Here is an 18,655-nt window from a genome sequence, read left to right as displayed (position 1 = left end):
GCTCCAATGGTCGGATGCGGTGGAGAAAGCCCGTGAGCACGGGCACTCCAATCTTATCCGCGCCGGATTATGCCCGCGTGAACAGGTACCCGCGCTGCACGTCGAAGCCGGCGATCTGCAGACCGCTGCCGAGCAGGCCCTCCATCTGCGCGCGCAGGCGCGTGCGCCACTCGTGTGCGGCGGCGGGATCGGACGCCCGCATCGCCTCGATGTCGGTCGGGATCTCGAGGGTCTCGACCACGAGATCGGATGCCGGTGGCTTGGCGATGTCGGCGAGTGCCCACTCCACGTCGAGGCGGTCGCTCTCGTCTCCGGCATCCCCTCCCCCGAAGATCCCGTACCGGTTCACCGAGTAGCCCGTCACGCGGGCGCCGAGCACCGAGAGGAAGAAGTGCGCGTTGCGGGCGACGAGCGGGTCATAGGTCCACGTGATGCGGCCGACGTCGCGCGAGAACGCCCACTGCCGCTGGTGCTCCTTGAGCTCCCGTCCCCAGCCGCGTCCGCGGAACTCGGGCAGGAGAGCCGTGATGTGCGAGTGCATCGCGCGGCGGGCCGGGGCGCCGAAGAACGCGATCGATGCGCCGACCATGCGCTCCTCATCGCCCTCTCCGTCGAAGAGTCCGACGACGTAGTTGCCCGACTGCTGCAGCGCGCGCAGTGTCCCGGCGTCGATGACGCGCTCGGGACCGCGGATGGAATCCAGCAGGCTCTGCGCGTCGATGATCAGTTCAACGGTGTCGAGGTCACGGATGGTTCGCACGCCCCCAGTCTGCCCCTCCGCGGCGCGATAGCGGAATCCGACGCCCGGAGGAAGACGCTGCCGAGGCCTCGGCCCCGGGCGTACCGTAGGGGGATGGCGACACGAGACACGGCGACGACGGCGTCCGACACCCGGTTCTTCGGCCAGCCGTGGGCGCTCGTCCACATCTTCGGCGTGGAGATGTGGGAGCGCTTCAGCTTTTACGGCATGCAGGGCATCCTGCTCATCTATCTCTACTTCTCGATCACCGAGGGCGGGCTCGGACTGTCGAAGGCGGTCGCCGGCGGAATCGTGGGCGCGTACGGCGGCTCCGTCTACCTGGCGACGATCCTGGGGGCGTGGATCGCCGATCGCATGCTCGGCTCGGAGCGGGTGCTGTTCCTCAGTGCGATCGTGATCGTCGCCGGCCACGTGGCCCTCGCGCTCCTGCCGAGCTTCCTGGGCGTCGGCGTCGGACTCGTGCTCGTCGCCCTCGGCTCCGGTGGACTCAAGGCGAACGCGACCTCCGTGGTCGGCACGCTGTACAGCGCCGACGACGTCCGTCGCGACGCCGGTTTCTCGCTGTTCTACCTCGGCATCAACCTCGGCGCGTTCCTCGGGCCGATCCTCACCGGCATCCTGCAGTCGACCCTCGGCTTCCACTACGGATTCGGTCTCGCGGCGATCGGGATGACGCTCGGGCTCGTGCAGTACTCCTTCGGACGCAAGGCGCTGCCCGACGAGGCGCGGCGCGTGCCCAACCCGCTCCCGCGTCCCCGCTATCCCCTGGTCGCGATCATCGCCGCGGCCGCGGTGCTCCTGATCGCCGTGCTCGTGCTGCTCGGGGTCATCAGGGCCGACAACCTCTCGACGATCGTGATCATCGCCACGGTCGTCGCCGCGATCGCCTACTTCGCCGTCATCCTCGGCAGCCGCCGCATCGACGCGACAGAGCGGTCACGCGTCTGGGCGTTCCTGCCGCTGTTCATCACGAGCGTCGCGTTCTGGTCGCTGTACCAGCAGCAGTTCACGGTGCTCACGGTGTACTCCGACGAGCGCCTCGACCGGAACCTGTTCGGATTCGAGATGCCCGTGTCGTGGGTGCAGTCGATCAACCCGGTCTTCATCATCATCCTGTCCGGGATCTTCGCCGCGATCTGGACCCGGCTCGGCAAGCGCCAGCCGTCGACGCCGGTCAAGTTCGCCTTCGGCGCGATGATCATGGGGGCCGCCTTCCTGCTCTTCCTCTTCTTCGCGAACGGCAGCGCCAACTCCACGCCGCTGCTCGCGATCGTCGGCATCCTGTTCGTCTTCACGATCGCCGAGCTGCTCATCTCCCCGGTCGGTCTGTCGGTGACGACGAAGCTCGCCCCGAAGGTCTTCCACACGCAGATGGTGGCTCTGTTCTTCCTCTCCGTCGCGCTCGGCACGGCGATCTCGGGCTGGCTCGTGCGCTTCTACGACCCGAAGAACGAGGTGCCCTACTTCTCGATCCTCGGCCTGATCGCCATCGCCGTCGGCGCGGGACTGCTGCTGTCGGTCAAGCCGGTGCTCAGGCTCATGAAGGGTGTCAGCTGACGGGATCCCGCTGGCCGATCGGGCCCCGGCGTCCCACACCGCCGATAGCCTGAAGGGATGGGAGAGACCGATGATCGCGCGCGCAGGAAACTCTCCCGGAAGGTCCCGCGCTGGGCGATCGTCGCGGTGCTCGCCTTCGCCGGTCTCTGCTCCTCGTTCATGTTCACGCTCGTCGTACCCCTGCAGGCGGAACTCCCCCGGCTGCTGAACGCCTCGCGCGAGGACACCACCTGGGTGGTGACCATCACCCTCCTCGTCGCCGCGGTCGCGACGCCGATCTCGGGGCGCCTCGGTGACATGTACGGCAAGCGCCGCGTCGTGATCGTGCTGCTCGGCCTGCTCATCGCCGGCTCGCTGATCGCCGCCCTGTCGGGCTCGATCGTCGGCGTGATCATCGGCCGTGCGCTGCAGGGCGCAGTCACCGGCGTCGTTCCGCTCGGCATCGCGATCATGCGCGACGTGCTGCCCCCGGAGCGCCTCGGCACGGCCGTCGCGCTCATGAGCGCGACCATGGGCGTCGGGGGCGCGATCGGGATGCCGGTCGCCGCCCTGCTGGCGGAGAACGCCGACTGGCACTGGCTGTTCTGGCTCGCCGCCGGACTCGGCGTAATCGGCCTCGTGCTCGTGCTTCTCGTCATCCCCGAGGACGTGCTGCGCTTCCCCGGCCGCCTCGATGTGCTCGGCGCCATCGGGCTCGCGATCGGCCTCACCGGCATCCTCCTGTTCGTCTCCCGCGGTGCCGAATGGGGCTGGACCGCGCCGCTGACGCTCACGAGCATCATCGGCGGCGTCGCCGTGCTGCTGATCTGGGGCTGGTACCAGCTGCGCACTGACGACCCGCTGCTCGACCTGCGGGTGGCCGCCCGTCCCGCCGTGCTGTTCACGAACATCGCCGCCATCGGCATGGGCTTCGCGCTGTTCGCCTCGAACGTCACCTTCCCGCAGCTGCTCGAGATGCCCGTCGCGACGGGGTCGGGCTTCGGCCTCGACATGGTGTCGGCGGCGCTCGTGATCATGCCGGCGGGTCTCGTGATGATGGTCATCTCGCCGCTGTCCGGATGGCTCGAACGCACCGTCGGGCCCCGGCCGCTCTTCACGGTCGGTGCCGTGGCGATCGTGCTGGCGTACGTTTTCGTGCTGCTGTGGTCGAGCGAGGTGTGGCACATCCTCGTGGCCAACCTCCTGATCGGCGTGGGGATCGGCTTCACGTTCGCCGCGATGCCGATGATCATCATGCGGTCGGTGCCGGCGCACGAGACCGGCGCCTCGAACGGACTCAACGCCCTGTTCCGCTCGGTGGGCACGTCGAGCGCCTCCGCTGTCATGGGCGGCGTGCTCGCGGCCATGAGCGTCGACGTCGGCGGGGTGGCGGTGCCCACCCGCGACGCGTTCGCCGTCTGCTTCTGGCTCGCGATCGCGGCCGGCATCGTCGCGGTCGTCCTGTCGCTGTTCATCCCCCGGCAGCGCGCGAGCGAGCAGCACCCGTCGCTCCCGGGCTGAGCGCCGGGGCGGGGCAGGTCGGGCCGTACCTCAGAACACGCGCGGATCGGGGTCGTCGGCGCGCGGCGGGCGCAGACGCGTCGGGATCGGCCACGGCAGCACGTACTGCTGCGTCGGGGGTCGGTTGACGTCGCCGAAGTCGTCGACCTTCACCACGATGCGCCCGGGTGCCGCGTCGTCGTCGGGAGTGACCTCAAGGATGCGTACCCGCAGCGGTCCGCCCGTCTCGTCGTCGAGCACCCAGGGGTCGGCGAGCCAGGCGATCCCCCGGTCGTCGAGAGAGGCTTCGGCATCGAGCCAGTCGGTCGGGTCGGAGCAGATCCTCCCGAGCACGTCGACGGCGACCCAGTCGTCGCCGGAGGGACGGATCCAGCCCAGCAGCTCGCCGTCGTCGCGGCGGTGCGGAGTCCAGTCGGTGCGCGGCATCCCTCGATGCTAGCGACCCGGTGTCGCGGGTCGCCGGTCGTGGCGGCTCCGGAGGGGGCTAGTGCGTGTACTCCATCAGCTCGACCCCGAGCACGCGGAACGCGTCGTGCGCCCGCAGTCGATGTGTGATCGAGAGGTCGTCGAAGCACACGATCAGGGAACCGATTCTCGGCTCAGCTGCGGAGGTTCTCCGCCGGGCGCAGACGTGCCGCGCGTATCGACGCGAGCCCCCCACCGCCTGCTCCGACGATCAATCCGACGGCGATGGCCACCGGCAGCAGGACAACATCGAACACGGGCGCCCATCGCTGCGACACCGTCACCACGAGGATCGCGGCCATCCCGAGCACGAGCCCGACGACTCCCCCGCCTATTCCGATGCACGCCGACTCGAGAGTGATGAGCGCGCCGATCTGCCTATCGCGCGCGCCGAGCGCCTTGCGCATGCCGATCTCCCCGCGCCGCGCGTTGACCGCGAGGAGTGTGGCGTTCATGAGAGCGGCGACCGCGACGATCAGGGCGAGCAGCGTGAATGCGGTGAGCGTCGTCTGCACCCCCTGTTCGATCTGGCCGCGCAACTGCGTCGCGTCGGTCGGAGCAGCGACCGAGACCTTCTCCGGCTGGAACGGGTTGAGCGTGGCGGGCAGTTGACGGGCGACCTGCTGCGCCGCTCCGGATGAGGTCACGGCCAACATGGTCACATCGATCGGGCCCCTCGAGGTGAGATCGTCGCGGGGCCCGACGACCACCTCGCCGCGGAGCAGCGGAAGACGAGAGGACTCGGTGATGACGCCCGCCACGACAAAGGTGACGCCGTCGACGAGGATGGTCGGCGCTCCGGCGAGGCTGCTGAGCTGCAGATCATTCGCTAGTAGGTCTCCGATGTACGCCTCACCTGACCTCAGCGGCCCGTGATGCCACGGCGCGTCGTCGATCGAAAGACGCGCCGCACCCTCGATGTCGCCGATCGCGACGTGGGGGCGGACCTGCCGAGCCTCTGCGAAGGTCGAGACCGTGCTGACGTCGAGATCCACCACGACGGCCGCAGCGTCCACACCGCTCAGCGCTTCCACCCTGTCGGAGACATCCTCAGGGGCGAGGGAGTTCTGCACCCTTGTGGACCATGTCGCCGACACCTCGCGATTCAGATGAGCATCAAAAGTGGCGGAGACCTGCGCACGGGCGGATGCCGAAAGCCCCAGGGTGGTGATCGTCAACGCCACTGCGATGGCGACGGCGAGTCCCTGCCCGATCGACGGGTACTTCCGCGACAACACGGAGGCCCAAGCGTCGCGCAGCATGTCGGGGAGGCGGATGCGCCGCTTCCGGGGTTGGTGTTCGCTCTCGCGTGCGGGTCGCGACGCGACCGCATCCGTCTGCCCCACATCGGACATGAGGGTGCCGTCCGCGATGTGGATGACTCTCCGGGCGCGCGCTGCGACCTCGGACGAATGCGTCACGACGATGACCGTCGCCCCGTCGCTGTTGAGTCGTTCGAGCTCGTCCAGCACGCGGGAGGCACTGACCGAGTCGAGATTGCCTGTCGGCTCATCCGCGAGGATGAGTTTCGCGTCGGCGGCGATCGCTCGGGCGATCGCGATGCGCTGGCGCTGCCCGCCGGAGAGGGTCGACGTGCTCTGCCAGGCCCGATCGCCGAGACCGACCGACTCGAGGCCGCTCAGGACCCGCGCCTCCCGCTCTGCACGCGAAACACCGCGATAGAGCAGGTTCAACTCCACGCTGTCGAATGCCGGCCTCGCCTCGAGCAGGTGGAACGCCTGGAACACGAAGCCAATCTTGTGCGCGCGGACGCTCGCGGCACGGTGTCCGTCGGCGGCGCGCGTTTCGTCGCCGTCGAGGACGTAGGTGCCTTCGGTCGCATCGTCGAGCAGACCCAGAATGTTCATCAGCGTCGTCTTGCCCCCGCCCGAAGGCCCGACGATGGCGACGAACTCTCCCTGCTCGATGTCGAGGTCGATCCCGCACAGTGCCTCGACATCCGGGCGGCCCGCCGAAGAATACGTTCGACGCACTCCGCGCAGCTGGATCAGTGCCACGTCAACCGACTCGAACCCGGTCGCCCGGTGCCAAGGCGCCTTGTTCGACCGGCTCGATCGCGACCTCGCCCTGCAACGTGCCCAGAACGGTGACGGCGACTTCGATGAAGGTTCCGTCCTGCTGCCTCTTCGTCAGCACGTTCTTGTGGGCGCCACGATCCGACACCGCGAGGACCGGAACGATCAAGGCGTCTTCCGCGACAATCTGTTTGACCACGGTCACCCGCGCTCGCCCCGTCGAGACCGGCAACGGTGTCTTCGGCAAGACGGTGAACGTGACTTCCGACTCCGCACTCCCCGCCTGTCCGCCGGGGGTCTCCGTTTCGGGGGTCTCCGCGGCGTCGGGGGAGCGGATGTCGCCCACGGTGCCCTCGACTTCCCCGCCATCCACGGAGATGGTCGCCATGTCCCCGGCCACCACTTCGCCGAGATCGCTGACCGGCACCGTGATTGTGATGACGAGATCCGCCGACCCGAGTATGAAATCGGGTTGCCCTTCGACGGCCAGCTGCTGCCCGACCTTCAGGCCTTGAACAACCTGGGCATTGCTCGCGGGCATGGCTTGGATCTCGGCGACGGGCACGAAGCCTCCCGTGGGCGGCGGCGGCGTGCTGGTGTCTCTCGCGCCATCGTCGTCTTCCGCGCCATCGGGCTCCGCGACCGTGGAGACGCGGGTGGGCGCCTCGTAGCCGTCATCCCGATACCAGCGCACGACAGCGGCAGCGGTCTCGCTGCCGAAGCGCCCATCCGCCTTGACCGGGTACGAGCGCGCCGCGAGGGCGGACTGCAGCGCCGCGACATCAGGACCGCGGTCGCCGACGCCCATGTCGCGATAGAAGGCGAATGGCGAGTGCACGCCGAAGAGAGGGCGTCCGTTGACTTCGGTGAGCACGTGACCCGATGACGCTGTCTCTCCCACCTCCAGGGGGCGGCCGGTGACGACGGCAAGGGATGCATCGGGAGGAGCGACCACGGTCACCGGAGTCTGGGTCGACGGACCGACCTCGCCGGTGAATCCCACCTCTGCGGCAAGTGATCCCTGCGTGACCTCGGCCAGCACCGCACCGGGTGCAGGAGCCTTCGCGTCGGCCTCCTGCTGCGCTGCCGACTGGAACTGCGTGGCGAACCAGAACCCTACACCGATGACGGAGACGATCGACATCGCGGCGATCGCGACGACCCATCGCGATCGCGCGGCATTCTCCCGCGCGATCACGGAGCTTCCGGCGCGTTCTCCGCCACGATCGTGAGCAGCATCTTCTTCCGCTCGACGGCCTCTGCGCGGATCCGCTCGAGCTTGTCGCGGTTCTCCGCCACCAGCTTCTCCTGATCCTCCCAGTTCCGTTCATACGCGGCCTCAGTGAGACCGCTGGACTCACGACATTCCGCGTCAGCAACCGCGTCCGCTATCTCAGCGGGGGACGCTCCGTCTTCGTTGGAGCCCCAATTCTTTCGGGCCTCCACGGGAGGCATGCCCTCTCGAGGATTATCGGGCAGCGGGAAGTCGACCTGAGGCTCCAGGCACTCGCGCCATTCGGCGGTCGCCTGGATCACAGACTCGTCTTGGAGCGCGATCCGGTCTGCTTGGACTGCCAGACTCGAGAGATAGTTGACTCCGTCGAAGTTGCTCATGAACTCTGTGTCGATCGAACGCACTTCGTCTGTGCAGTCGAGAAGGGCCTGATCCAGTTCGGCGTTCGGAAAGTAGGAATCGGTGACCTCGACGAACTCTCGCCACAGCCGCGCGCTCTCCTCATTCGCAGGCGGCGCGAAGTCGTAGCCCCATTTCTTGGCTATCTCGACCGTGAACAGGCGGAAACCGATCGAATTGAAGTCCTGGGGCTGCGGATATTCAGTGTCCTGCCACGGAACCGGCCACTCGTACCCGCGGGACTCGATGCAGGTCGAGATCAGGAGTTGTTCCGCATAGTTGTCGAGCTCCGGCGAGTACACGAAGAACTCATTGAGAGGCATCGTCCATTCGGCCTGATTCTTGATTGCAGCGTTTTCCGGCGCGCCTGAGGTAGCGCATCCGGCGAACGTTGAGGCCGCGATCGTGACGAGCGCGGCCACCCCGAGGGATCGGCCGCGCCCATGCGTACTCATCAGCGGCATAAGGCGGAGCGGACACTGCCGAGCGTTGAAGCGAAGTACCCGGATTCGGCCGTGTCGTTGAACCCGCGATTTCCCAGATTCACCGTTCCGGTCCCCCGTGCGAAGGAGATGGAATTTCCGGTTTTACTGGTACCTGCGTATAGGTAGGACGTCTGACTGCGACCATTATTGAAAGCGGAGGACGCCACGTTCTTGTAAGTCCTCCACCCGATGTACATGTCGTCCACACAGTTCTCGAACTTGTGCGTGGACGGTTGCTGGAACGCGTCATTACCGTAGTTGTATCCCGAATAGCTGCAATGCAGCCCCGGTCCACAATCGCTCGGCGCTGCCGCGGCCGGCGCCGCGAGTGCGAAAACACCTGCGCCCCCGAGAGCGATCGCGACGAGAGAACTCGTCACTTTTCGCCGCAACCTATTCATGTGCACCACAATTACCCCCCGGCTAGTGATAGATATCATCGATCGGCGCGACCGATCTTTCGACGATAAACTGACCTCGAGCGAGCAAGCAATATTTAGCGACGCGCCGACCCTCCCCATCCGCGCCAGTCGCGGTCTCCTTCGCCGCGCACGGGGCCCATCATGAGTGTCGCATCCGATTCGACGTCACCGAACCGTTCCTCTTCGCGCTGATTCAGCCCGGTGGCGAGCCCATCGGTCGAAACGGAGAGCTCACTGAACACGGAGCCCCTGCGTGCTCCTCATGGAGTGCGGGCGCGATCAGGACATCTCGTCGCAGTCAGTGCGTGTACTCCATCAGCTCGACCCCGAGCACGCGGAACGCGTCGTGCGCCCGCAGCCGGTGCGTGATCGAGAGGTCGTCGAAGCACACGATCAGGGAGTAGGCCACACCGGCGCGCGGACCCGCGAGCACGCCGGCCTCGGCGCGCACGCCCCGGTCGCGGCCGGTCTTGTTGATGAACAGCAGGCCGTGGGCGTCGTGATCGTGGGCGAACGGGTCGAGGCCCGTCGCGGCCGCCACGAGGCTGAGGTCCTGGTTGAGGCTCAGCCATTCCGAGACCTGGGCGCTGACGGCAGCCCCGACGACCTGCGAGTTCACGAGCGCCGAGAAGAGACCGGCGAACTCCCGCGCCGAGCCGACGGCGACCTGCGGCGCGTCGTCGGGCCCCCGTTCGTCGCGGAACCGGTCGAGCAGCGCCGTGCGGCGCAGGCCCAGCTCCTCGATGCGGTGCCGCACGCGGTCGTGGCCTACGCGGGTGAGCAGCGCGTTGACCGCGATGGGATCGCCGGCCGTCGCCGCGAGCACCGCGAGGTCTTCGAGCGGCAGCGCGGGGGCATGCAGATGACGCCACACGCCCGAGGTCGAGACCGAGTCGACGGCGGACCGGTCGACGATCTCGAGCGGGTCGAGCGCACCCGACTCGAAGGCTGCCGCGACCTCGATCAGCAGCGGGACGACGCCGAGACCCGCCACCGGCATCGTGACGTGGTCGTCGCCGGCCAGCACGTGCACATGGCTGTCGAGATCGACGACGTGCACCGACACCTGAGCGCCGGCATCGGCGAGCTGCTCGAGTGCCCGGAGCGTCGACGTGAAAGATCTGCGCCCCTCGGCAGCGCGTCGGGGCAGGCGGCGCCCCGCTCGCTGGGAGCGGCGCAGCGAGGTCAGGGGAGGCCCATCGAGAGGCTCGGGAGCGCCCACGCGTGATCCTTAAAGGGGGGTCGGATTGGCGGGATGCCGGGGGCTGGCGGCCCACAGCACGGATATCGTAACCCCCGGGGGTGAGGATGCCCTACAGACGACGGTGATCGGTCATCAGAACGTCACATGCCGGACGCCGGGGCACCCCCTCCGGGGCGGACCGGTCGCGCAGAACCTCGCGACCCGGAGTCACCAGATGGTGACGCGGGCCTCCGTCGGCAGCCACAGCGTGTCGCTCTCCGTCACACCGAACGCCTCGTAGAACGCGTCGATGTTCCGCACGATCTGGTTGCAGCGGAACTCGTTGGGCGAGTGCGGATCGATCGTCAGCAGGCGCAGCGTCTCGGCCTCCCGACTCTTCTGCTGCCACACCTGCGCCCACGACAGCAGCAGCCGCTGCACCCCGGTGAGACCGTCGATGACCGGCGCCTCCGCTCCCCCGAGCGACAGCTCGTAGGCCTTGAGCGCGATGCCGAGACCGCCGAGGTCGCCGATGTTCTCGCCGATGGTCAGAGCGCCGTTCACGTGGTGCTCCGCGTCGAGACCCTCGGGCACGAGCTCGTCGTACTGCGAGATCAGCGCCGCGGTGCGCTCCTCGAACGCCGCGCGATCGGCATCCGTCCACCAGTCCTCGAGCTTGCCGTCGCCGCCGTACCGGCTGCCCTGGTCGTCGAAGCCATGGCCGATCTCGTGTCCGATCACGGCGCCGATCCCCCCGTAGTTCGCCGCCGCGTCGCGCGAGGCGTCGAAGAACGGGTACTGCAGGATCGCCGCCGGGAACACGATCTCGTTCATGAGCGGGTTGTAGTACGCGTTGACCATCTGGGGTGGCATGTACCACTCGGTGCGGTCGATGGGCTTGCCGACCTTGTCGACGTTGCGGTCGTGCTCGAACATCGCCGCACGACGGACGTTGCCGAACAGGTCGTCGCGATCGATCGTGAGCGTCGAGTAGTCGCGCCAGACCTCGGGGTGACCGATCTTCGGCGTGAAGGCGTCGAGCTTGGCGAGAGCGCGCTCGCGCGTCTCCGCGGTCATCCACTCGAGGTCGGTGATGCTCTGCCGGTACGCCTCGATGAGGTTCGCGACGAGCTCGTCCATCGCGGCCTTCGCCGTCGGCGGATAGTGGCGCTCGACGTAGACCTTGCCGATCGCCTCGCCCAGCGCCCCCTCCGTGACCGAGACGCCGCGCTTCCACCGCTCGCGGATCGTCGGCACGCCGGTGAGCTCGGTGCCGTAGAAGGAGAAGTTCTCCTGCACGATCTCGTCGGTCAGGTAGGGTGCGGCCGCGTGCACGACCTGCGCGCGCAGCCAGGCCTTCCAGTCGTCGAGGCGGTCGGCGGTGAGCAGGGTGCCGAGCCCCTCCAGGAAGCTGGGCTGGTAGACGACGGCCTCTGCGAACGCGTCGGGGTTCGTCGGCGCCACGGCCTCGCGCCAGGGAGTGAGGTCGACGCCCACCAGCGACTGGATCTCCTCCCAGGTCTTGAGGTTGTAGGTCGCGACCGCATCGCGACTGCGCACGTTGTCCCAGTGGTGAGTCGCGAGCTCGCCCTCCAGAGCGATGGAGCGGTCGGCCTGCGTCGCGGCATCCTGGACCCCGGCCAGGGCGAGGAGGCGCTCGAGGTGGGCCCGGTAGGCCGCGCGCGTTCCCTCGAAGGTGTCGAGCCGGTAGTAGCTCTCGTCGGGCAGCGAGAGTCCCGACTGCACGAGGAACGGCACATACCGCTCGGGGTTGCCGGGGTCGGGCTCGATGTAGAGGCCGATCAGGTGGGCACGACCGTCGCGGTCGTACTCGCCGACGGTGCGGAGGAACGCGGGGATGCCGTCGATCGCGTCGATCTGCGCGAGCGTGTCGGCCAGGGGCGAGACACCGGCCGCGGCGATGCGCTCGGTGTCCATGAAGCTCGCGAAGAGGTCGCCGATCTTCCGGGCGAGGGTGCCGTCCTCGGCATCCTGCGACTCCTCGATGATGGTGCGCACGTCTTTCTCGGCCTGCTCGGCGAGGAGGTGGAACGAGCCCCACCGCGCCTTGTCGCCGGGGATCTCGGTGCGCGCGAGCCACGCTCCGTTGACGTGGCGGTACAGATCGTCCTGCGGACGGATGTCGGAGCTGAACTCGGAGGTCTCAAGGCCAGAGGGAAGCACGTCGGTCATGCGAACAGCCTATGCGGGCCTCCGACATCGGCGGCGGTGCGTGTCTCAGTCGCGCGGTTCGGCCTTGCGGCGCAGGCGGAAACGCCTGCGCCGCGGCTCATCGACCGACGGGGCGGATGCTGCGGCGGAGCGTGCAGCGCGTCGCTCGCGCCACGCCGCCACTTCGGCCTCGACGTCGCGCGTGGCCGTGACCACGGGTGGGCCGCCCTGCAACTGGCGGCGCGCCTCGATCACCCTGCGGTTGAAGTCCTCGAGCACGGAGCGCACGTCGTCCTCGCGTCCGAGCAGGTCGAGATGGGAGTCGAGCTCGCGATCCTCGGTGCGGAGCATGATCGCGGGCGGGCCGAGCCCGGTGAGGTTCTCGGTCTCGATCTTGCGACGGATCCACCAGTCCGGGTCGTGGTGCGCCCCCAGCCCCTCGATCGGCTTGCCCGCACCGGGCAGGTCGTCGAAGTCGCCGCGGCGGATCGCGACCTGGATCGCCGACTCGATGAAAGCCGCCCGGTCGACGGCCGCGGCGGCGCCGGGAGTCGTGGCGACGCGGGACTCCTCGTCCCCCTCGTCGGCCTGCCTCTGCGCGCGGTATCTCGCCGCGGCCTCGCGTGGATCGGTCATGGCGCACCTCCGTGCCTCCGGTCCTTCCACCCTAGGACGCAGAGCACGCGCGCGGGCCCGGCGTCGGCGTCACCCCATAGGCTCGGAGGATGACCGGGCGCACCCTCAACCGCGAGATCCTGCGGCTCGCCGTCCCCGCGCTCGGAGCGCTGATCGCGGAGCCCGCGTTCCTCATCGTGGATGCCGCACTCGTCGGCCACCTCGGGACCACACCGCTCGCCGGTCTCGGCATCGCCGGGGCCGTCCTGCAGACGATCGTCGGTCTCATGGTCTTCCTGGCCTACTCGACGACCCCCGCCGTCGCCCGCCACTTCGGTGCCGGGCGCCCTGGCGACGCGGTGTCGGTCGGTGTGAACGGCATGTGGCTCGCGCTCGCCCTCGGCGCGGTGCTCGCCGCCGCGGGAGCTGCCTCCTCGCCGTGGCTCGTGTCGCTCTTCGGCGCGAGCGAGGCCGTGTCGGAACAGGCAGGCGCGTACCTCGTCGTGTCGATGTGGGGTCTCCCGGCGATGCTGATCGTGTTCGCCGCGACCGGTCTGCTGCGCGGGATGCAGGACACGGTGACACCCCTCTGGATCGCCGGTCTCGGCTTCGGCGCCAACGCGCTGCTCAACGTCGTGTTCATCTACGGCCTGGGCTGGGGCATCGCCGGGTCGGCTGCCGGTACCGTCGTGGCACAGTGGGGCATGGTCGGCGCGTACGTGTTGGTCGTCCGACGGCTGGCCGCGAGGCACCGGGCGTCACTGCGCGTGCAGCGCGAGGGTCTCGGACGCACGGCGCGCTCGGGCGGCTGGCTGTTCGTGCGCACCGTGAGCCTGCGCGTCGCGCTGCTCGCGACGGTCGCCGTGGCGACCGGGATCGGCACATCGGAGCTCGCGGGCTGGCAGATCGTCTTCACGATCTTCTCCGCGGCCGCCTTCGCCCTCGACGCCCTGGCCATCGCCGCACAGGCCCTCATCGGCAAGGAGCTCGGTGCCGGCGACGAGCAGCAGGTGCACCGGGTGCTGCAGCGCACGGTCGCGTGGGGTGTGTGGTTCGGCGTCATCGTCGGCGCGGTCATCGCGGCGCTCTCGGGGGTGCTGGGCATCGTGTTCACGGGCGACACGGCGATCGCGAGGCTGGTGCAGCCCGCCCTCCTCGTGCTCGCGGTGGCGCAGCCCATTGCCGGCGTGGTGTTCGTGCTCGACGGCGTGCTGATGGGGGCGGACGACGCCCGGTACCTGGCGATCGCCGGCGGGCTGAACCTCGTGCCCTTCCTTCCCGCGCTGTGGATCATCGCCGCGACCGGAGTGGACGGCGCGGCCGGGCTGATCTGGCTGGCCGTCGCGTTCTTCGGTGTGTACCTGCTCGCCCGCCTCGCGACTCTCGGGTGGCGCGTGCGCTCAGGCCGCTGGGTGGCCGCGGGCGGCTGATCCCTCGGCTGTCCCCTCCTGCACATGTCTCCGGCGGAAAACGCTGTTCACAGAACCCGAAGTTTTCCGGGATACAGCGTCCGCACGGCTCGCGCCGCCCCGCATCATCGAGGGACACTGAAGGGATGCTGGGGATGAACGAACCACAGGTGTGGACACTGATCGGCGTCTTCGCTGCGGGGATGTGCGGCACGATCACTCTGGTCGTGACGATGTTCGCGCACATCATGAAAACGGAGTTCGCGAGCGTGCGGAACGAGTTCTCGAGCGAGTTCGCGAGCGTGCGCACCGAGATCGCGAGCGTGCGCACGGAGATGGCTCTCGGCTTCGAGGCCGTTCGCACGGAGTTCCGTGCCGTGCACGGCCGCATCGACGCCCTGGATCGCGACGTCAACGCGATCTATCGTCACCTCTTCGGCATCGACCGCGGGTGACCCCGCTGCGCGCCTCGCTCAGTCCGCGTGCCTCCGGCACCACTCGTACATGATGACGGCGGCCGCGGCACTCGCGTTGATCGACCGCGTGGAACCGTACTGGGTGATCTCGACGTGAGCGGATGCCGCGGCGAGCGCCTCCGCCGACAGCCCAGGCCCCTCCTGCCCGAACAACAGCACGCACCGCGAAGGGAGGTCGGCACGGTCGACCGGCACCGCGCCCTCCACGTTGTCGACCGCGATGATCGGGAGCTCCTGCGTGCGCGCCCATGCGGCGAACCCCTCGACGTCGACATGGTGCACGACGTGCTGGTAGCGGTCGGTGACCATGGCTCCGCGCTTGTTCCAGCGACGCCGACCGATGATGTGCACCGTGTCGGCGAGGAACGCGTTCGCGCTGCGCACGATCGACCCGATGTTCATGTCGTGCTGCCAGTTCTCGATCGCGACGTGGAACGGGTGTCGGTGCGTGTCGAGGTCGGCGACGATTGCCTCCATGCGCCAATAGCGGTACCGGTCGACGACGTTTCGCGTGTCGCCGGTGGCGAGCAGTTCGTGGTCGTACTGTGCTCCCTCCGGCCATGCGCCCTCTCCCCCTGGCCAGGGACCGACGCCGTAGCCCGGCTGGGGTGAGACCGCTTCACCGTCGGTCGCTCCGCGTGGCACGGGGTGCTCGGAGAGGGGCTGCTCGTCCATTCCGTCAGGGTATCCCGCGTCTCTCGCACTCATATTTAGGTACACCGAAATTTCGGCTAGGATTTCGGCATGCCGAAAAATGACGTGCTCGCGACGCCGACGTCTCACGTGGCCCCGACTCGCAGCCTGTGGCTGCTGGGCCCCGCCCTCGTCGCCGGGGTGGCCTACCTCGACCCGGGGAATGTCGCCAGCAACATGACGGCGGGCGCCCAGTACGGCTATCTGCTGGTCTGGATCGTCGTCGTCGGCAACGTCATGGCCTGGCTCATCCAGTACCTCTCGGCGAAGCTCGGCGTCGTGACGGGTCAGAGCCTGCCGCAGGTGCTCGGCGCACGCATCCGGCGCCCCTGGGCCCGCCGTGCGTACTGGCTGCAGGCCGAGCTCGTCGCGATGGCGACCGATCTCGCCGAGGTCATCGGGGGCGCGGTCGCGCTCAATCTCCTGTTCGACGTGCCGCTGCTCCTCGGCGGAGTCATCACCGGCGCCGTCTCGATGATCCTGCTCGCCGTGCAGAGCCGTCGCGGCCCCCGTCCGTTCGAGTTCGTCATCATCGGCCTCATGGCGATCATCACCGTGGGGTTCGTCGCGGGCCTCTTCATCGCCCCGCCCGACCCGTCCGGGGTCGTCGGCGGTCTCGTTCCGCGCTTCGAGGACACCGGGTCGGTGCTCCTCGCCGCGTCCATCCTCGGGGCGACCATCATGCCGCACGCGATCTACGCCCACTCGTCACTCACCCGCGACCGCTTCGGGTCCGCCACCGCGCACGCGCCGACCGAGGCGGCGCGCACCGAGACCTCGCGCATCCGCCGGCTGCTCACTGCGACCCGGTGGGACGTCTCGATCGCGATGCTCATCGCCGGATCGGTGAACCTCAGCATCCTGCTGCTGGCCGCGGCGAATCTCGCCGGCGTGGAGGGGACCGATTCGCTCGAAGGAGCGCACGCCGCTCTCGCCGCCGGTCTCGGCCCGGTCGTCGCGACCTTCTTCGCGGTCGGCCTGCTCGCCTCGGGCCTCGCCTCGACCTCAGTAGGCGCCTACGCTGGCGCCGAGATCATGCACGGCCTGCTGCGCGTGCGGATCCCGCTCCTCGCCCGACGGCTCGTGACGCTGATCCCGGCGCTCGCGATCCTCGGAGCCGGCGTCGACCCGACGCTCGCCCTCGTGCTGAGCCAGGTCGTGCTGTCGTTCGGCATCCCGTTCGCGCTCATCCCGCTCGTGGCACTGACCGCCCAGAAGCGCACGCTCGGCGCGTGGGCGAACCGGGCGTGGACGACAGCCGCCGGCGTGACCGCCTCCGTTCTGCTCATCGCACTCAACGGCGCGCTGCTCTGGCTGGTGCTCACCGGGGCCTGAGCCGTCGACAGCGCAGAGGAGAGCAGAGGAGCCTGGCGACTCGCCGCCGACGATTAGGCTCGATGACATGTCTGCCGATTCCGCGCGCCGCACCGTCCGCATCCTCACCTGGATCGGACTCGCGACCGGCATCATCGGCGGTCTGCTCGTCGCCTTCCCGAAGGTGCTGCCCGTCGGCGGCCCGTGGGTGCAGCTCGCGCTCGGCGTCGCGACGCTCGTGCTCGCCTTCCGCGCGCGCAAGATCGGGATCGCCGAGGTCGAGGGCTTCGACGGGCGACTCTCCCTGTTCGCGGCGCTGCTCGGGTTCCTCGTGGTGTTCTTCGCGGGTCAGGTGGCCTTCGGCATCCTCGTCGCGGTCGCCAATCCCTGACCTCTGAGCGCCCGAACCGCCTCGCCTAAGCTGGAGCGGTGGCATCCCCGGCAGCAGACGACTACCTGAAGACGGTCTACGCGCACACCGAATGGCAGGACGCGCCGATCACCCCGTCGGTGCTCGCGGCGAAGCTCGGCATCGCACCGTCGTCGGTCACGGAGATGGTGAAGAAGCTCGCCGCCGCCGGTCTCGTCTCACACGTCCCGTACGGGGCGGTGCGATTGACGGATGCCGGGACGCAGCGAGCCCTCGCCATGGTGCGGCGTCACCGGCTGATCGAGACGTGGCTCGTGCAGGAGTTCGGCTACGGCTGGGACGAGGTGCACGACGAGGCCGAGGTGCTCGAGCACACCATCAGCGACCGCCTGCTCGAAGGCATCGACGAGCGCCTCGGACGCCCGCGGTTCGATCCGCACGGCGACGCGATCCCGGATGCGGACGGCAAGGTCGACCGGGAGCCGTTCGTGCTGCTCGCCGACGCTCCGGCCGGTCACACCGGTCGCGTGCTGCGCGTCGACGATCGCGACCCCGCGCTGCTGCGCACCCTCGATTCGCTGGGTCTGGTCGTGGCGGCGACAGTCGAGACGACGGCATCCGGCGTCCGGCTCGACGGCGGCGACGTCGAGCTCCCCGATGGAGCAGCCGACGTCGTCTGGCTGACCGCCTAGCACCGGCACGGACCGCCAGCAGACTGTCACCTCGGGGCAACACTCGCCCAATAGGCTGTGCACATGGGACACCGCGACGACATCGAGTGCTGGCTGACCGACATGGACGGCGTGCTCGTGCACGAGAACACCGCCATCCCCGGCGCCTCCGAGCTGCTCGCGGGATGGGAGCAGAACGAGATCCCCTACCTGGTGCTCACGAACAACTCGATCTTCACGGCGCGCGACCTGTCGGCACGGCTGCGGGCCAGCGGACTCGTCGTGCCCGAGGAGCGCATCTGGACCTCGGCTCTCGCCACGGCGGACTTCCTCAAGCAGCAGCTGCCCGGCGGCTCGGCGTTCGTGATCGGCGAGGCGGGCATCCTCACGGCCCTGCACGAGGCCGGGTTCATCATGACCGAGACGGCCCCCGACTTCGTCGTCGTCGGCGAGACGCGGAACTACTCCTTCGAGGCGATCACGAAGGCGATCCGGCACATCAACAACGGGTCGCGTTTCATCGTCACGAACCCCGATGCGACCGGCCCGTCAGCCGACGGCGTGCTGCCGGCGACCGGTGCGATCGCGGCGCTCATCACGAAGGCGACGGGCAAGGAGCCCTACGTCGTCGGCAAGCCCAACCCGATGATGTTCCGGTCTGCCCTGAACAAGATCGGCGCCCACTCGAAGAAGACCGGCATGATCGGCGACCGCATGGACACCGACATCGTCGCGGGCATCGAGGCCGGCCTGCACACCGTGCTCGTGATGACGGGCATCAGCGACGAGGCGGAGATCCAGAAGTACCCGTTCCGTCCGGACGAGGTCGTCGACTCGGTCGCCGACCTGCTGCCCACGGTCACCGAGTCGATTCCGACGCTCGACGAGGACTGA

General features: G+C 68.7%; 17 protein-coding genes and 1 pseudogene. 8 read left to right on the top strand and 10 right to left on the bottom strand.

The window, feature by feature from the left end:
- Positions 1–67: 67 nt before the first annotated feature.
- A complete protein-coding gene (locus tag RAC81_RS12120) occupies positions 68–760 on the bottom strand; it encodes a GNAT family N-acetyltransferase (RefSeq protein WP_375082581.1) in 693 nt (230 codons plus the stop codon).
- Between the two features lie 93 nt (positions 761–853).
- Here RAC81_RS12120 and RAC81_RS12115 point away from each other — a divergent pair, with 93 nt between their 5' ends.
- Positions 854–2,317 (top strand): peptide MFS transporter, encoded by a 1,464-nt coding sequence (locus tag RAC81_RS12115; RefSeq protein ID WP_375082580.1) that lies wholly within the window; start codon positions 854–856, stop codon positions 2,315–2,317.
- A gap of 57 nt (positions 2,318–2,374) precedes the next feature.
- Positions 2,375–3,817, top strand: a complete 1,443-nt coding sequence (locus tag RAC81_RS12110; RefSeq protein ID WP_375082579.1) for an MFS transporter — start codon at positions 2,375–2,377, stop codon at positions 3,815–3,817.
- Positions 3,818–3,847: 30 nt separating this feature from the next.
- On the opposite strand, the gene RAC81_RS12105 is transcribed toward RAC81_RS12110, so the two are convergent.
- The 8 genes and pseudogenes from RAC81_RS12105 to RAC81_RS12070 all read right to left on the bottom strand — a co-directional run bounded on the left by RAC81_RS12105 (position 3,848) and on the right by RAC81_RS12070 (position 12,849).
- Positions 3,848–4,243, bottom strand: a complete 396-nt coding sequence (locus RAC81_RS12105) for a hypothetical protein (protein ID WP_375082578.1) — start codon at positions 4,241–4,243, stop codon at positions 3,848–3,850.
- 58 nt (positions 4,244–4,301) lie between these two features.
- Positions 4,302–4,421: pseudogene (locus RAC81_RS12100) on the bottom strand (serine hydrolase); the annotation flags it as partial.
- Positions 4,417–6,276 (bottom strand): ATP-binding cassette domain-containing protein, encoded by a 1,860-nt coding sequence (locus tag RAC81_RS12095; protein ID WP_375082899.1) that lies wholly within the window; start codon positions 6,274–6,276, stop codon positions 4,417–4,419. The pseudogene RAC81_RS12100 and the gene RAC81_RS12095, both read right to left, overlap by 5 nt.
- Before the next feature lie 25 nt (positions 6,277–6,301).
- Positions 6,302–7,516 (bottom strand): peptidoglycan-binding protein, encoded by a 1,215-nt coding sequence (locus RAC81_RS12090; protein WP_375082577.1) that lies wholly within the window; start codon positions 7,514–7,516, stop codon positions 6,302–6,304.
- Complete coding sequence (locus RAC81_RS12085; protein WP_375082576.1) at positions 7,513–8,373, bottom strand: hypothetical protein; 861 nt, start codon at positions 8,371–8,373, stop codon at positions 7,513–7,515. The genes RAC81_RS12090 and RAC81_RS12085 overlap by 4 nt, the downstream gene beginning before the upstream one ends.
- A gap of 783 nt (positions 8,374–9,156) precedes the next feature.
- Positions 9,157–10,080, bottom strand: a complete 924-nt coding sequence (locus tag RAC81_RS12080; protein WP_375082575.1) for a serine hydrolase — start codon at positions 10,078–10,080, stop codon at positions 9,157–9,159.
- A 189-nt stretch (positions 10,081–10,269) separates the two neighbouring features.
- The gene (locus RAC81_RS12075; protein ID WP_375082574.1) at positions 10,270–12,234 is read right to left on the bottom strand and encodes a M13 family metallopeptidase; all 1,965 of its coding nucleotides are present in this window, start codon (positions 12,232–12,234) and stop codon (positions 10,270–10,272) included.
- Between the two features lie 45 nt (positions 12,235–12,279).
- Positions 12,280–12,849, bottom strand: coding sequence for a DUF1992 domain-containing protein (locus RAC81_RS12070; protein ID WP_375082573.1), 570 nt, complete (start codon positions 12,847–12,849; stop codon positions 12,280–12,282).
- Positions 12,850–12,938: 89 nt separating this feature from the next.
- On the opposite strand from RAC81_RS12070, the gene RAC81_RS12065 reads away from it, so the two are divergent.
- Both RAC81_RS12065 and RAC81_RS12060 read left to right on the top strand, forming a co-directional pair.
- The gene (locus RAC81_RS12065; RefSeq protein ID WP_375082572.1) at positions 12,939–14,258 is read left to right on the top strand and encodes an MATE family efflux transporter; all 1,320 of its coding nucleotides are present in this window, start codon (positions 12,939–12,941) and stop codon (positions 14,256–14,258) included.
- Between the two features lie 134 nt (positions 14,259–14,392).
- Positions 14,393–14,692 (top strand): hypothetical protein, encoded by a 300-nt coding sequence (locus RAC81_RS12060; protein WP_375082571.1) that lies wholly within the window; start codon positions 14,393–14,395, stop codon positions 14,690–14,692.
- A gap of 18 nt (positions 14,693–14,710) precedes the next feature.
- Here the strand turns inward: RAC81_RS12060 and RAC81_RS12055 are convergent, their stop codons facing one another.
- The gene (locus RAC81_RS12055; RefSeq protein ID WP_375082570.1) at positions 14,711–15,388 is read right to left on the bottom strand and encodes a TrmH family RNA methyltransferase; all 678 of its coding nucleotides are present in this window, start codon (positions 15,386–15,388) and stop codon (positions 14,711–14,713) included.
- 69 nt (positions 15,389–15,457) lie between these two features.
- Here RAC81_RS12055 and RAC81_RS12050 point away from each other — a divergent pair, with 69 nt between their 5' ends.
- From RAC81_RS12050 to RAC81_RS12035, 4 genes are all read left to right on the top strand, one after another.
- Positions 15,458–16,741, top strand: a complete 1,284-nt coding sequence (locus RAC81_RS12050) for an Nramp family divalent metal transporter (RefSeq protein WP_375082569.1) — start codon at positions 15,458–15,460, stop codon at positions 16,739–16,741.
- A gap of 67 nt (positions 16,742–16,808) precedes the next feature.
- Positions 16,809–17,111: a hypothetical protein gene (locus RAC81_RS12045; protein WP_375082568.1), complete on the top strand. Its 303-nt coding sequence runs from the start codon at positions 16,809–16,811 to the stop codon at positions 17,109–17,111.
- 38 nt (positions 17,112–17,149) lie between these two features.
- Positions 17,150–17,782 (top strand): metal-dependent transcriptional regulator, encoded by a 633-nt coding sequence (locus RAC81_RS12040; RefSeq protein ID WP_375082567.1) that lies wholly within the window; start codon positions 17,150–17,152, stop codon positions 17,780–17,782.
- Between the two features lie 63 nt (positions 17,783–17,845).
- Complete coding sequence (locus RAC81_RS12035; RefSeq protein ID WP_375082566.1) at positions 17,846–18,655, top strand: HAD-IIA family hydrolase; 810 nt, start codon at positions 17,846–17,848, stop codon at positions 18,653–18,655.

This window comes from Microbacterium sp. CR_7 (genome assembly GCF_041954755.1).
In the GTDB taxonomy this organism is placed as follows: domain Bacteria; phylum Actinomycetota; class Actinomycetes; order Actinomycetales; family Microbacteriaceae; genus Microbacterium.
This window is presented reverse-complemented; position numbering and strand designations above follow the sequence as displayed.

What these genes read in the sequence shown, in the direction of transcription:
- RAC81_RS12115 (WP_375082580.1), top strand. Translation starts at nt 854, where the DNA reads ATGGCGACACGAGACACGGCGACGACGGCGTCCGACACCCGGTTCTTC.
- RAC81_RS12110 (WP_375082579.1), top strand. Translation starts at nt 2,375, where the DNA reads ATGGGAGAGACCGATGATCGCGCGCGCAGGAAACTCTCCCGGAAGGTC.
- RAC81_RS12105 (WP_375082578.1), bottom strand. Translation starts at nt 4,243, where the DNA reads ATGCCGCGCACCGACTGGACTCCGCACCGCCGCGACGACGGCGAGCTG.
- RAC81_RS12075 (WP_375082574.1), bottom strand. Translation starts at nt 12,234, where the DNA reads ATGACCGACGTGCTTCCCTCTGGCCTTGAGACCTCCGAGTTCAGCTCC.
- RAC81_RS12070 (WP_375082573.1), bottom strand. Translation starts at nt 12,849, where the DNA reads ATGACCGATCCACGCGAGGCCGCGGCGAGATACCGCGCGCAGAGGCAG.
- RAC81_RS12065 (WP_375082572.1), top strand. Translation starts at nt 12,939, where the DNA reads ATGACCGGGCGCACCCTCAACCGCGAGATCCTGCGGCTCGCCGTCCCC.
- RAC81_RS12060 (WP_375082571.1), top strand. Translation starts at nt 14,393, where the DNA reads ATGAACGAACCACAGGTGTGGACACTGATCGGCGTCTTCGCTGCGGGG.
- RAC81_RS12055 (WP_375082570.1), bottom strand. Translation starts at nt 15,388, where the DNA reads ATGGACGAGCAGCCCCTCTCCGAGCACCCCGTGCCACGCGGAGCGACC.
- RAC81_RS12050 (WP_375082569.1), top strand. Translation starts at nt 15,458, where the DNA reads ATGCCGAAAAATGACGTGCTCGCGACGCCGACGTCTCACGTGGCCCCG.
- RAC81_RS12045 (WP_375082568.1), top strand. Translation starts at nt 16,809, where the DNA reads ATGTCTGCCGATTCCGCGCGCCGCACCGTCCGCATCCTCACCTGGATC.
- RAC81_RS12035 (WP_375082566.1), top strand. Translation starts at nt 17,846, where the DNA reads ATGGGACACCGCGACGACATCGAGTGCTGGCTGACCGACATGGACGGC.